General features: G+C 65.4%; 13 protein-coding genes and 1 tRNA gene. 5 read left to right on the top strand and 9 right to left on the bottom strand.

Features of this window, described 5'->3' with window-relative positions; translation table 11 throughout:
- Complete coding sequence (locus BH93_RS26250; protein WP_037172464.1) at positions 1-1188, bottom strand: alkane 1-monooxygenase; 1188 nt, start codon at positions 1186-1188, stop codon at positions 1-3.
- Positions 1189-1354: 166 nt separating this feature from the next.
- Here BH93_RS26250 and BH93_RS26245 point away from each other — a divergent pair, with 166 nt between their 5' ends.
- A complete protein-coding gene (locus BH93_RS26245; RefSeq protein WP_037172466.1) occupies positions 1355-2221 on the top strand; it encodes an alpha/beta hydrolase in 867 nt (288 codons plus the stop codon).
- Between the two features lie 29 nt (positions 2222-2250).
- Positions 2251-3096: a patatin-like phospholipase family protein gene (locus BH93_RS26240; protein ID WP_037172468.1), complete on the top strand. Its 846-nt coding sequence runs from the start codon at positions 2251-2253 to the stop codon at positions 3094-3096.
- 37 nt (positions 3097-3133) lie between these two features.
- Here the strand turns inward: BH93_RS26240 and BH93_RS26235 are convergent, their stop codons facing one another.
- Complete coding sequence (locus tag BH93_RS26235) at positions 3134-4042, bottom strand: amidohydrolase family protein (RefSeq protein WP_052064929.1); 909 nt, start codon at positions 4040-4042, stop codon at positions 3134-3136.
- Complete coding sequence (locus tag BH93_RS26230) at positions 4029-4715, bottom strand: dienelactone hydrolase family protein (protein WP_037152459.1); 687 nt, start codon at positions 4713-4715, stop codon at positions 4029-4031. The genes BH93_RS26235 and BH93_RS26230 overlap by 14 nt, the downstream gene beginning before the upstream one ends.
- A gap of 106 nt (positions 4716-4821) precedes the next feature.
- On the opposite strand from BH93_RS26230, the gene BH93_RS26225 reads away from it, so the two are divergent.
- Positions 4822-5799, top strand: a complete 978-nt coding sequence (locus BH93_RS26225) for an NADPH:quinone oxidoreductase family protein (RefSeq protein WP_032378580.1) — start codon at positions 4822-4824, stop codon at positions 5797-5799.
- A gap of 21 nt (positions 5800-5820) precedes the next feature.
- Here BH93_RS26225 and BH93_RS26220 read toward each other — a convergent pair whose 3' ends face one another.
- Together BH93_RS26220 and BH93_RS26215 are read right to left on the bottom strand one after the other, a co-directional pair.
- Positions 5821-7206, bottom strand: coding sequence for an ABC1 kinase family protein (locus BH93_RS26220; protein ID WP_052064930.1), 1386 nt, complete (start codon positions 7204-7206; stop codon positions 5821-5823).
- Positions 7203-7766 carry a TetR/AcrR family transcriptional regulator gene (locus BH93_RS26215; protein ID WP_197914507.1) on the bottom strand — a complete coding sequence of 188 codons (564 nt, stop codon included), beginning with the start codon at positions 7764-7766 and terminating at the stop codon, positions 7203-7205. Before BH93_RS26215 ends, BH93_RS26220 begins: the two co-directional genes overlap by 4 nt.
- A 69-nt stretch (positions 7767-7835) precedes the next feature.
- Here BH93_RS26215 and BH93_RS26210 point away from each other — a divergent pair, with 69 nt between their 5' ends.
- Complete coding sequence (locus BH93_RS26210; RefSeq protein WP_165712873.1) at positions 7836-8453, top strand: DUF998 domain-containing protein; 618 nt, start codon at positions 7836-7838, stop codon at positions 8451-8453.
- Here the strand turns inward: BH93_RS26210 and BH93_RS26205 are convergent.
- Positions 8436-9215, bottom strand: a complete 780-nt coding sequence (locus BH93_RS26205) for an enoyl-CoA hydratase/isomerase family protein (RefSeq protein ID WP_037172474.1) — start codon at positions 9213-9215, stop codon at positions 8436-8438. The genes BH93_RS26210 and BH93_RS26205 overlap by 18 nt on opposite strands.
- A gap of 73 nt (positions 9216-9288) precedes the next feature.
- Between BH93_RS26205 and BH93_RS26200 the strand changes: the two genes are divergently transcribed.
- Positions 9289-9362: transfer RNA gene (locus BH93_RS26200), tRNA-Met, on the top strand.
- Positions 9363-9415: 53 nt separating this feature from the next.
- Here the strand turns inward: BH93_RS26200 and BH93_RS26195 are convergent.
- The 3 genes from BH93_RS26195 to BH93_RS26185 form a co-directional block, all read right to left on the bottom strand.
- Positions 9416-10054, bottom strand: a complete 639-nt coding sequence (locus tag BH93_RS26195) for an LON peptidase substrate-binding domain-containing protein (RefSeq protein ID WP_032378578.1) — start codon at positions 10052-10054, stop codon at positions 9416-9418.
- Positions 10051-10983 (bottom strand): alpha/beta fold hydrolase, encoded by a 933-nt coding sequence (locus tag BH93_RS26190; protein WP_037172476.1) that lies wholly within the window; start codon positions 10981-10983, stop codon positions 10051-10053. Before BH93_RS26190 ends, BH93_RS26195 begins: the two co-directional genes overlap by 4 nt.
- Before the next feature lie 102 nt (positions 10984-11085).
- Positions 11086-13626 (bottom strand): alpha/beta fold hydrolase, encoded by a 2541-nt coding sequence (locus tag BH93_RS26185; protein WP_037172478.1) that lies wholly within the window; start codon positions 13624-13626, stop codon positions 11086-11088.
- Positions 13627-13769: the final 143 nt, after the last annotated feature.

Below are 13769 nucleotides of genomic sequence, written 5' to 3'. Positions count from 1 at the left end.
CTATCGGTGCGCCTCGGCTCGCTCGACGCACAGCTGCTCGAGCTTCCGTACTGCCCTCGGGTCGGAGCGATCGACGTTGACGAGGTCTGCGTCACCGTCGTAGAAGTCGATCAGTCGCTGGTCCATCACTCTGCGCCACAGCGGCGGAACCAGCGAGCAGAAGATCATCACGGCGTATCCGGCCGGTAGCTGCGGGGACTCGTCGACGGTGCGCAGGGCCTGATAGCGGCGCACCGGATTGGCGTGATGATCGCTGTGGCGTTGTAGGTGGTAGAGGAACAGGTTGCTCCACAGGTGATCGCTGTTCCAGCTGTCCCGATGAGTCGGTTTGCCGTATCGCCCGCTCGGCCGCTTCCGACGCAACAGCCCGTAGTGCTCGAGGTAGTTGGCCGCCTCGTACAGAACGATGGCGATCGCGGCCTGCAACACCAGATACGGCACGATCACGGTGCCGAAGACGGCGATCAGTACGCCGAACAGCGCGACGCTCATGGCCGCGGCGTTGAACAGATTGTTTCGGTACGACCACCGCGACAGGCCTTGCCGGGCGAGGCGTCGGGATTCCAGCTCCCAGGCCGATCGCAGGCCGTGCACGACGGTGCGCGGCAGAAACTTCCAGAACGACTCGCCGAATTTCGCCGATGCCGGATCCTCCGGGGTGGCAACGCGGAGGTGGTGGCCGTGATTGTGTTCGACGTAGAAGTGGCCGTACAGAGTCTGTGCCAACGTCACCTTCGAGAGCCATCGTTCGAGGCGGGCACGCTTGTGGCCCAGTTCGTGGGCGGCATTGATGCCGACTCCGCCGACTATGCCGACGGTGATGGCCAGGCCGATTCGCTCGGGAACCCCCAGCGGTCCGTGCGCCCACAGGTAGCAGGCGGCAACGAGTCCCGCGTACTGCAGCGGCAGGAACAGGTAGACGCACCACCGGTAGTAGGGGTCCTTCTCCAGCGCGGCGATCGCCTCGTCGGGGGGATTGCTGCGGTCGACGCCGGCGAACTTGTCCACCAGGGGCAGCGCGATGCCCATGATCATCAGGCCGAGGGTCCAGAAAGCGCCGGGACCGAGGAGGGTCACCAGACCCCAGGCCAGGAACGGACTCAGCGGAATCGTCAATCCCAGCGGCCACAGGTAGCGCTTGGGGTCGCGCCACCGAGGCGACGTGCTGGTGGCGGACTGATCACGCATTCTGGATTCGTAACTCCTGGTTTGTGGCCGAACCTCGGGCCGCGGTTCGGCGGTAGTGGCGTCTCACAATGACATCGCCCGCTCGGCCAGGATAGTTACTCGAGCGAATCTTTGCGGGTTCGCCGATGGGCCGTCGCCCGACCCGCCACCCTTGTACGGTGACCGCATGAAGCATGTCGATTCGTCGTTCGCCGGAGTCCACGGAACCCGAATCGTCTACGACGTGTGGACCCCCGAGACTGCAGCCGAGAACACACCGACCGGGGTTGTCGTGCTGGCCCACGGCCTGGCCGAGCACGCGGGTCGGTACCGGCACGTCATCGAACGGCTCGGCACTCTCGGCCTTGTCGTCTACGCGCCCGATCACCGCGGGCACGGGCGCTCCGGTGGCAAGCGGGTGGCATTGGCGAAGTGGTCCGACTTCACCGACGACCTGCACACGCTGTTCGGAATCGCAGCCGACGAGTATCCGAACAAGCGCACTTTCCTGCTCGGCCACAGCATGGGCGGCGCGATCGCACTGTCCTACGCCCTCGACCATCAGGCCGACCTCGATGGGCTGATGCTGTCCGGCCCAGCAGTGGTTCCCAGCGTCGGGCAACCGAAAGCCCTGGTGGCGGTGGGCAAGATCCTCGGGCGCCTGGTACCGGCAGCTCCCGTACTGAAGCTCGACCCCAACCTGGTCTCGCGGGACAAGAACGTCGTCGACGCCTACGTTGCCGATCCGTTGGGGTACCACGGCAGCGTTTCGGCAGGCCTGGCCGCAGCGATGCTCGGTGCCGGTGACAGTTTCCCGGCGCGCCTGCCGTCGCTGACGATCCCGGTGTTGCTTCAGCACGGAACCGCGGACGGATTGGCCGATGTCTCCGGCAGCGAACTCATCGCCGAGCTGGCCGGATCCGACGACCTGACCCTGAAGAAGTACGACGGGCTGTTCCACGAAGTGTTCAACGAACCGGAGAAGGAGCGCGTCCTCGACGACCTCATCGCCTGGCTGCGTCCGCGAGTACAGACCAGCGCTGTAAGTTCCTGACGGATCTTTTCGATGAAGGGAGTAAGGCCATGACCAGGCGAGCACTCGTATTGGGCGGCGGCGGAGTCGCAGGTATTGCGTGGCAGACGGGTGTCCTACTGGGATTGGCGGAATCCGGAGCCGACGTCACCGATGCCGAGATGCTGCTGGGAACATCGGCCGGCTCCTCGGTGGCAGCGCAGATCTCGAGCGGTGCCACGTTGGCCGAGTTGTTCGAGCGTCAGGCAGACGAATCGAAACAGGACGACGAGCCGCACGCCGAGGCAACCATCGACGAGCTGGTCTCCATGCTGGCTCGGGCGGCTCAGAATTCGGACGGAAGTGCCATCGACACTCGCCGTCGCATCGGCAGCGAGGCGCTGGCGGCCTCGACGATCACCGAGCGTGAGCGCAGGGCCATCATCGAGCGACGGCTGCCGTCGCACTCATGGCCGATCCGCGACCTGCGGATCGTCACCGTCGACGCGCTGACCGGCCGGCATCGGGTACTCGATCGTGGCTCGGGCGTTCAGCTGGTCGACGCGGTGGCCGCGAGCTGCGCCATCCCGGGAATGTGGCCCCCGGTGACGATCGGCGATCATCGTTACGTCGACGGAGGTATCCGTGCGAGCGAAAACGCCGATCTGGCAGTCGGTTTCGAGAAGGTGCTGGTGTTCAGGGTGGGCGCACTCGACCTGGAGCACGATCCCTTCGACATCGAACGAGAGCGGTTGGTGAAGGGTGGCTCGAAGGTGGAAGTGGTTGCACCCGACGCCGATTCGTCGGCGGCAATCGGACCCGACGCCACCGACGTCGCCGTCCGATCAGCTGCGGCCGTGGCCGGACGAGCGCAGGGCAATGCCATCGCCGAGCGTATCGCCGAGTTCTGGGTCTAGAGAACTGCTCTGCCTGGGTGCTCAGCCGAACAGTTGCTCAGCCGAACAGTGCAGCCCCGTTTTCCCAGCACACTGCGCGAACCCAGTCGTCTCCCAGGTCGAGTCGGCGTACTGCGTGCAGAGCGTCCAGGTACGGATACGGGATGTTGGGAAAGTCGCTGCCGAACAGAATGCGATTCTGCAGATCGAGCAGTCGTGGCAGCTCGTGTCTCGGAAAGGGTGCGCCCGCCTCCGAGAAGTCGGTGAACGCCATCGTGGTGTCCAGTCGAACGTTCTCGTAGCGATCGGCCAGGTCGAGGAAGTCGACGTACTCGGGCATGCCCATGTGCGCGATGATCAACGGGAGCTCGGGGAACCGTTGCAGCAGTGCGGCAATCGGCTCCGGTCCGGTGTGGGTGCCGGGTGCCGGACCGGAGCCGCAGTGGATCACCACGGGTACCTGCGCGTCCGAGAGTGCGCCCCAGACGCCGTCGAGCAGGGGATCGTTCGGTGAGTAGTTGCCGACTTGGATGTGCGACTTGAAGATTCGGGCACCGTTCGTCAATGCCTGCTCGACGTACTCGGCGGCACCGTCCTCGGGGTAGAAGGTAGCGGTCTGCAGGCAGTCGGGAGTCCGGGCCGCGAAATCGGCACCCCACGAGTTGAGCCACGCCGCCATCGACGGCTTGTGCGGGTAGATCATCGAGGTGAACTTGCGCACCCCGAACCCGCGAATGACCTGCAGCCGTCGGTCTTCGGCAAAGCGATACGAAATGGGCCACACGCTGCCGGTCAACGGCCCGGCACTGTCGAAGTAGCTCCACACCTTGTCCATCACGTTCTTCGGCATGAAGTGTGTGTGGACGTCGAACAGGCCGGGCAACGACAGCTCGGTCCAGAAGGCGACGATGCGTTCCGTCTCTTCGAGAAGTTCGGCGTCGGAGCGCGGTTGTTCAGCGTGCGACATGGGCGTCGAACCACTCGAGAGTCTTGCCCCAGGCATCGGCCGCGGCATCGGCGTCGAACACGGCAGGGCGGTCGTCGCAGTGAAACCCGTGCTTGCCGTGGGCGTAGCGGGTGATCTCGGTGTCGACCGGGGCCGTCGCGGTGATCTCGCGCAACGTCTCGACGTCTTGGAACGGTATGCCCTCGTCCAGGTCTCCGAAGAAGCCGTGCCAGGGTGTCTGGAGAGCGTCGCCTACCGAGTCCATCGCAGGATAACCGAAGCGGCCCTTCGTGATTCCACCTCCGTAGAATGTCGATGCCGCACCGAGTTGCCGCCGAACAGCGGTATGGAACGCGACAGTGCCGCCCATGCAGAAGCCGACGATCGCGATGGACGAGGGCTCGAATCCGAGTTCGGCGAGCGCACTCGCCGCCGCGTCCACGTCGGAGTCCACCTCATCCGCCTTCAATTTCCCGATGGCCGCCATGGCCGAGTCCATGTCCGAGTAGTCGAGCACAGTGACGCCGTCCTGCCGGTGGAACAGATGCGGAGCGACCGCGACCCACCCTGCGGCCGCAACCCGATTGCAGACGTCGACGATGTGGTCGGTGACGCCGAAGGCTTCCTGGATGACGATGACGCCGCCACGGGCGGTGCCGTCGGGCTGGACGACGGTGAGGGGAGTGGTGTTCACCCTTCGATTGGAGCACATCACCGGTACCGCATGCCGGTAGCTGCGGTGAGTTCGGCAGTTTTGTACGGTGGCGTGCAGGGAACGATCCCGACCGAGAGGACCATTCATGCGCGCGGTACAGATCTCCAGCCTCGACGGACCCGACTCGGTGAGCGTGGTGGACATCGACGAACCTGCCCCGCGCGACGGGTCGGTGGTCATCGAGGTCCATGCCGCGGGCGTCGCCTTTCCCGATGCGCTGCTCACCCGTGGGCTGTACCAGTACAAGCCGGAATTGCCGTTCGTTCCCGGAAGCGAGATCGCCGGTGTCGTCCGGTCGGCTCCGGCGGAGTCCGGCTTTTCGGCAGGCGATCGCGTCGCGGCGCTGACGGGCTTGAGCGACGGCATGGCAGAGGTCGCCGTGGTCTCACCCGATACGGTGTTCGCGCTGCCGGAGTCGGTATCGCTCACTGCAGGGGCCGGTCTGTTGTTCAACGACTTGACGGTGCACTTCGCGCTGCGTGAACGCGGCCGGCTGGCGGCGGGCGAGACGGTGCTGGTGCACGGTGCCGCAGGCGGAATCGGAACCTCGGCGCTGCGGATGGCTCCGGTACTCGGTGCGTCCCGGGTGATCGCCGTCGTGAGCTCGGAGGCGAAGGCCGACATCGCCCGCTCCGCCGGAGCCACCGACGTCGTTCTCGTCGACGGGTGGAAGGACGCGGTCAAGGAGCTGACCGGCGGACGCGGGGTCGATGTGGTCGTGGATCCGGTGGGCGGCGATCGGTTCACCGACAGCATCCGCTCGCTCGCACCGTCGGGTCGAATTCTGGTGCTGGGCTTCACCGGTGGTGAGATTCCGACGGTGAAGGTGAATCGGCTACTGCTCAACAACGTCGATGTCGTCGGCGTCGGTTGGGGCGCGTGGTGGATGACGCGGCCGGGCTACCTCGCCACCCAGTGGGCCGAGATCGAACCGCTGCTCGCCGACGGTTCCCTCGTGGCTCCCGAGCCCTCGGTGTTCCCGGCTGCCGATGCCGCTGCGGCCATCGCGTCACTGGAAAACCGGACTGCCGCAGGTAAAGTGGTGCTCGACTTCAGTCTGTGATCGGGTGTGCGGACTGCCGGTTCACTCCGGCAGCTCGACACCCCTCGCCTCGGCCAAGGCGGCTATCTCGGCGGGGAAGACATTCTTGAAGACGAACGGATCCGTGCCCAGAGCCCAGTTGGGTGCGAGTTCGATGGCGTATCTCTCGAAGTAGCCGAGTTGCTTGGCCACCAGGATCAACTCCTCGGGGCTCGACGTCTTGTACTGCTTGCCCATGTTCACCAGGGCCCGGATGAAGTCCGCCAGACTGAAGTGCGCGAGCGTCGTCGAGAGCATCGGGGCGAACACCGACTGCAGTATCGCCCCGACCTCGGCGTCCGAACCCATCTGTGGTGCAACGATTCCCAGGCGCTTGACAGTACCTGCGAGCCGGGTGAAGTCGCCGTCGATCACGGTGGCATGGAACAGGTCGAGTAGCAGCGCGCGCCATTGCTCGTCCACCTCGCCCATGACTCCGAAGTCGAGGAACGCCACCCTGCCGTCGTCGAGCACCCACACGTTGCCCGCATGCACGTCGCCGTGGAAGAGACCGTGCAGCACAAGCGCTTCCATCCAGACCTTGGCCGCTCGGCGGACGATGAGCTCGGACTGCTCGCCGGGCTCGTAGCGGTCGAGTGGGGAGCCGTGCATGCGTTCCATGCAGATGACGCGGCCGCCGCAGTAGTCGAGGAACACCTCGGGCGCGGTGACGTGCTCGTTGTCTCCGAACGCACCGATGGCCGCGCGAAAGCTGTCCTGCCGCTTGGCCTCCACGGCGCTGTCCAGTTCCGCGAAGGTGGCGGCATGCAGGTCCACGATGATGGCCGACGCATTGGCGGTGGCGAAGAACGGAATGAACTTCTCCAGCCCGCGGGCAATGAGGTACGCGATCCGTAGATCGATCTTCATGCGGTGGTAGATGCCCCGCCGCTGCACCTTCATGACCACTTCGCGTCCGTTGTCGCGGCGCACGCACAGGTGTACCTGAGCAACCGACGCTGACGAGAGCGGCACGTCGTCGAACGAGGAGAACAGATCGTCGATTCCGCGGCCCAGGTCGGCCTCGATCACCGCGCGTGCTTGCGAGCCGGGGAACGGTGGAACCTCGTCGAGGCACCGCAGGCACGTATCGGCGAGGACCTTCGGGAACAGTCCCGGCGACGAGCCCATGAGCTGCCCGACTTTGACGAATGTGGGTCCGAGAGCGAAGAACGCGTCGACGACGGCCTCCGAGGCATGTATCGGCCATCCGCGTCGGGGCGCACGAACCCAGCGTCCGATCGCAACGACCTGGAAGTACGTCAACACCGAACCGATGACGATCAGCCGCAGCAGTTCTCGTATCCCGAAGGTCCTCAGCTCGGGTGCGGGCTCGGGCGTCAAGGCTTCGGGTACAGCGGGCTCGGGTGTCGTGGCATCGGGAGTCATGCGTGTACTCCTGCGGGCAGGCGTGCGGCCGATGCTTCCAGCCTCGACAACAGTCGATCGAATCTCGTCTCGTCGTCCGATGCGCGCGAGAGCACCAACGCGCCTTGGATGCCGGCGACGATCTCCTCGGCCAGTTCGGCCGCCGAGTCGCCGTGTCCGAGCCGATTCAGTACCGGGGTGAGTGCCTCGATCCAGTGCGCGAAATGTGCTGCGACGCGTCCGGAGAAGGCCGCGCGCTCCAGGCCGAGTGTGAACGCCCCGAACAGGCACACCAGGCGATTGGAGCGGAAGTAGCGGGCGGTTTGCTCGAACATGTCGTGCGTGGTCGACGCGGCATCGGTGCCGTGCCGCAGCGGCTCGAACACGTTGTGGTGAAACCACTGCTCCACGTCGTCGAGGACGGCCTCGGCCATCTCCTGCTTGCCGCGCGGAAAGTAGTGGTAGAGACTGCCTTTCCCCAGGCCGGTCTGCCTGCTGATGACCGCGAGAGACGAACCGTCGAACCCGTGGTCGCGGAACACCCCTGCGAGTATCGGCACCACGTCGTGGCGATCGCTCATGAGCCGGTACTGTACCAATCGGTACACGCCGGGTGCATCCGGGGCAAGCAGGCAGTGAATACTGCAGTTGTGAAGAGAACTACGGTCCTGGCCGCTGGAGCCTTTCTCGTCGGCGGGGTGACCTATCTGGCCGCCGAAGCGGTTGCGGCGCTGGGCTGGACCGATCGGCCGTACAGCTACGCGCGCAACAACATCAGTGACCTCGGGATTCCGGACATCTCACCGTGGCACCCGGTGATGAACACCGGTTTTGTGGTCGACGGCACGCTGTTCGTTCTTGCCGGCCTCGGATTGTCGGTGCTGTTCGAGGGCCGAGCGCGGTGGATGGTGCTGGGTACCTCGGTTGTGCACGGCGTCGGCAGCATCGTGGTCGGGCTCGCGCATGCCTCGGTCGACGGAGCGTCGGCACCGCACGCGGCGGGCGCGGGTATGGCCATCATCGGCGGAAACCTGGTGCTCCTGGCTGCAGGCCGGTACGGCGGCCGCGTCGGAGCGCCGCGTTGGTACACGCTCGGTAGCGCCACTGCGGGGGTCGTCGGCCTGGCCGGTCTGGCCCTGTTTCTCGCCGACACGGGGATCCTCGGCGGCGGAACGTTCGAGCGGATCTCGGTTTACACCATAATCGGCTGGGAGATCGTCACCGGCGCAACAATTCTCGCGCAGAGCCGCCTATCGAAATCTCGGTGATTCCTTGGCGAGAAAGGCGCGAACGCCTTCCCGTCCGTCCGTCGACCCGAACGCTTCCTCGAATACCGGCAATGCCCGTTGTGCCGGTTCGTACGGGGATGGCCCGAAGACGAGCTCGAGTGCTCGCTTGTTCGCGTGCACCGCAGAACGGGACTTCCGAGCGAGCGTCTGCGCCAGGTCCAAGGCCACCGACAGCGATGCACCATGCGGTGCCACCCGATTGATCAGACCCCACTCGAGCGCGGTCTCGGCGGTGATCGGCTCGCCGAGCAGGACGAGTTCGGCCGCATGGGCCTGACCCACACGGCGCAAGGCGCGCATCGATCCGCCGCTGCTGGGGATGACGCCGAGGTCGATCTCCGGCAGTCCGAGTCGAGCTCCTGCGTCGGCGACGACGAGATCGCAGCACAGTGCCATCTCGAGTCCGCCGCCCAATGCGAATCCGTCGATCGCCGCGACCGTCGGAAGCGGCAGTGCGGCCAGCAGATCGAGCGTGGCGTTCTCGAGGGTGCTCTTGCGTGCCAGCACGTCGCCGTCGTTCTGCATATCCGGCATTTCGGAGATGTCCGAGCCGGCGCTGAACACCCGCTCGCCGGTGAGGACCACCGCTCGAATTGTGGCGTCCCGAGCCAGTTCTCGCAGAACGGCATGCAGCCGCCGCGTCGCCGGACGGGTCAGTGCGTTGACCGGTGGGTTGCTCAGCGTGATTTGTGCGACGGCATCGAACGGATACGACAGGACTGGGGAGGACTCGGTGGGCATACCGAGAACCGTAGAGCGTTGACCAGGCGATTGGGAGACTGCCGAGATGGCATGTACCGTTGGGGACACACAGCGCGGGGTGGAGCAGCTCGGTAGCTCGCTGGGCTCATAACCCAGAGGTCGCAGGTTCAAATCCTGTCCCCGCTACTACGTACGTCAGGCCCGACACATCGTGTCGGGCCTGACGTGTTTCGTACGTATCAGGGTTGCAGTCTGAACTGTACGACGGCCGTGACGTTCTCGATGGCGTCGTCGAGTGCCGTCTTGCGGGCCCGGGCGTCCGGTGCCGACAGAATGTCGAGGCGATCGGACTGTCCCATCGGAATCAGTGCAGCCAGCGACCAGATTTTCTCGGCGGCCGAGATCGGCAGGCTCAGAAAGTCCGGAAAGCCCGGAGTGGCAATGCTTTCGGTGGATTCGAGTCGGCCGATGAGCTCGTACAGATCCTCGACCCGCGCCCAGGTGGTGTCGAATTCGGAATCGGCGATCACCGACTCGGCGTCCTCGTCGTGCCACGGTCGAACGTCTGCCAAGGGGTAGGGATCGTCGGGCAGCCAGGCGTCGATCCGGATCCGTTCGCCGCCGACACACTCGAGTAGGTACCTGCCGTCTCCGATGGCCTCGTGCCCGATGATGTGCGCGACCGTCGCCACGTCGTGTCGAACGTCGCCGCCCCCGGCCTCGTGGCCGCGCGCGATGAGAACGACGCCGAAGCTCGGGTCGTCCTGCTTCAGGCAGTCTTGTACCAGCGCCTGGTAGCGAGGCTCGAAGATGTGCAGCGGTAGACGTTCGCCGGGAAGCAGCACGCTCCCGAGCGGGAACATCGGGATGACACTCACGGGCGTTGCAGCGGCATGACTGCCGGAGTGATGTCTTCGCGCGCGTCGGTCCCTGCCGCGACGTCCTTCCCCTGCCCGTTCGAGTCCAGGAACTCGTCCAGAAGTCGGAAGAAGAAATCGGGCTCGTCGAGCTGGGGAAAGTGGCCGGCATCGGGGAAGATCTCGACGCGGCTGTTGGGCACCTCGCGTCGGATGTTGTCCGCATGTTTGGCGGGAATCATGCGGTCTTTACCGCCCCAGACGAGCAGAGACGGAATCGACTCGAACTTCTCGAAATGCTGTTTGGCGCTTACGGTCTGACCGCGTGGGCCGACCACTGCTCGCGTCGACGCCAGGAAGGCCTCACGAGTGGAGCGGTCGGCGACCGACCGGAACGATCGCCAGGTCTCGGCCATGCTCGGACCGGGCTTGACCGGAAGGCCCCACTTGCCCAGCTGCGACAGTGCGCCCTCGGCGTTCTTGCGGAACCAATCGGACGCAAGCAGCGGAAGTACCAACTCGCTACCGGGCAGCGTCGCGGCCTTGAGCAGGAGGCTCACTTCGGGGCCGAGGCCGCCACTGCTGACCAGGGCGAGGCGATCGACCCGCTCGGGGAAGAGATACGTCAGCTGCATGATGATGCCGCCGCCGAGGGAGTGACCGACCAGCGGAGCGGAGTCGATCTTCAGGTGATCCATCAGATCGCGAATGGTGGCCGAGTGTGAGCTCAGCGAGTAGTCACCGGTCGGCTTGTCGGACTCGCCGTGCCCGAACAGGTCCGGCGCGATCACCCGGTACTTGTGCGAGAGGCGCTCGAGCTGGGGTGCCCACGATTGATGCGATCCGAGGAGACCGTGCACGAGGATCACGGGCGGACCGTCGCCGATGTCGACGTAACGCAGGACGTCCTTGTGTAGTTCCACGGACTGCAATTCGTACGATGAACTCATAGTCGGCCTCCCTGTCGAATAGTTCGGACCTGCCGCGCCTTCTGGCACAAACGTACAAGCTGTGCCGCGGTCGCGACAGACCGTCCTACGGGCTGCCGGGCTTCAGCGCCCGCTGCCGACGGTGTCGTCGATGATCTTGGCCAGTTCCTCGGCCATCGGTTCGCTCAGCATGTCACCGTGATCGCCGTTGATGTCGACGAAAGTCAGTTCACCAGAAGCAACTGTCTGCCACGACCGGGCATCTTTCACGTTCTCCGCTGTGCGAACCACGGTCATCGAGCCCGACCACGGAGTCGGCACGTGCTTGTTCAACGCCACGTACCCGATGCTTGCGAAGACCAACCATTCCATGGTCGTCGGGTAGCGCAACAACCCGGCGAACTGCATGCGGATCCACAGAGCGGCCGTGCCGAGGCGGCCGAGGTGGAAGCCCGCTTCTTCCCGCGTCTGGGCCGGAGGTGCAGCCGGAACCTCGGTACCGCCGGGCAGCTTGTCCAGCAGATGCCGAAACAGCCGGGTGTCCAACAGAAGCAGGTGCGGAGATCCGAGACCACAGTCGCGGATTCTCTCGGCCATCGCGATGGCGATCCACCCGCCGAGCGAATGGCCGACCAGATGGAACGGTCCCTCGGGCTGGACGGTGCGTATCGCGTCGACGTATCGCCTCGCGGTTCGTCGGATGGTGCGGTCCGGTCGTCCGCGCTTACCCCGGCCGTGCGCCTGCAATGCGTACACCGGATGGTCGTCGTCGATGTGCTTGACGAGCTTGAGGAATGCCATCGCGCCGACGCCGGCTCCGCCGATCAGGAAGATCGGTGCCTTGCTGCCCTCGGTGCGCAGGGGCACCAGCACATCGTGTTCGCCGGACGTGCGTCGACGAACGGTGGCCGCGTCTCGCAGGCGGGCATCGACCGTCGTAGCGAGAGTTCGAACGGTCGTCGCCGCGAACACGTCCTCCGCCGTGAGATCGACCTTCAACCCCTCCCGCAGTTGGGCGAGCATCGCCGTTGTCGTCAGCGAATTACCGCCGAGAGCCAGGAAGTCCTCGTCTCGGCCGATGGAGTCCAGACCGATGGCAGCCCGCGCAGCCTCGGCGACGATGTATTCGGTCGGCCCGACCGCTGTTCGCTCGACCCGTCGATCCGCGGGCTCGGGCAATGCCATGCGATCGAGCTTGCCGCGTTCGTTGCGCGGCATCGCGTCGAGCGCGACGATGTGCGTGGGCACCATCCATTCCGGCAGGGTCCGGCGCAGCGACGCTCTGATCTCGCCGACGGAGGGACGCTTGGCCGATCCCGCCGAGCACACGTAGGCCACCAGGTCGGTGTCGGTACCCGAGTGTCTGCCGATCACCGCGGCCTCGTCGATCTCCGGCATGGCTCGCAGGGCTGCCTCGATCTCGGCCGGCTCGACCAGGTAGCCGCGAACCTTGACGGCGTCGTCGATGCGTCCGGCCAGATGCAGCGTCCCGTGTTCGTCCAGACGCCCCAGATCGCCGGTTCGGTACCGGAACAGGCCATCGTCGAGAGCGGCGAATCGTTCTGAATCCAGGCCTGCGTCGCCGAGGTAACCGTCGGCCAGGCAGGTCGACGTCACTCGGACTTCGCCGATCGCGTCGGGCATACACACCGAGCCGTCGGTGGTGACGACCTCGACGAGCTTGCCGGGAATGGGCCTTCCGGCCGGCAGGAAGCCGGACGGCAGCGTCCGCTCCGGAGGGAACTCGCTGTAGGCGACGGCCCCGGCCTCTGTGGTCGCGTACCAGTTCACGACCGTTGCATGCCCGTCGAACATTTGCCTGAAATTGTCGACGTCGTCGGAATGCAGGGACTCCCCGTACGTGGTGACCACGCGCAGACTGGGCACGGCAGCGTGCCCGTGGTCGGCTGCCGCGATCGTGCGCAGCAGTGACGAGGAGCAGTGCAGCGTGGTCAGTGACTGCTCGGCGATCCATTCGGCGGTGTCGGACGGGGCACCCGACCGAGGGTCTCGGCAGTGGACCGCGGCACCGCTGAGCAGCCCGGCGAAGAGCGTGTTCAACCCGGCACCGAAACTGACCGGCAGCGAATTTCCGATGCGATCGTGCGGGCCGATCGACAACGCGGTGGCGACCTCGTATGCCTTGGTCAGACACATGCGATGGCTGAGGATCACGCCCTTGGCGGTGCCTGTCGATCCCGAGGTGTAGTTGATCACCGCGGTGTGATCGCCCGACAGCGTCGGTAGTGGCACGCAGGAATCCACGGTCTCGGCAACGGTGGCGGCGTCGATCGCCGTCGCACCGGCTCGGTCGATGATCGTGGCGCGTCGCTCGGCGGGAAGCATGGGATCGAGCGGCACGAGAGGGTGACCGGAGGCGACGACGGCCAGCATCAGCACGATCGAGATCGGAGTGTCGTCGGTATCGACGGCAAGCGGCCGAGAGTCCCCGGGGAAGAGGGTGGCGATCTTCCGAGCCTGCGAGTATGCGCGGTGCAGCAGTTCGTCGAAGGTGAGCGAGGTTCCGCCTACGGAGAGTGCAACGGCGTTCGGCAGAACGTGAGCGACTTCCCGGTAGCGCGCCATCAGTGTGTCGCGGCTCTCGGGCCGGCACAGTGGGGCCAGTGCGGGACGGGTGGGTGCATCGATGTCTTGAACCGACATGATTCTCCTTGCACGAGCCCGACCCGTGATGACAGAGTTGGTTTGCGGACTGCAAACCTACTTGAAGACTGTTTTACCGTCTCAAAGGTAGACGTGCATCACCTTTCGGCGCAAGCCAAAAACCGGACATTTCACAACAAATA

Source organism: Rhodococcoides fascians A25f (assembly GCF_000760935.2).
In the GTDB taxonomy this organism is placed as follows: domain Bacteria; phylum Actinomycetota; class Actinomycetes; order Mycobacteriales; family Mycobacteriaceae; genus Rhodococcoides.
Note: the sequence above shows the minus strand (reverse complement) of the source record. Positions and strands in the feature narration are given on the sequence as shown.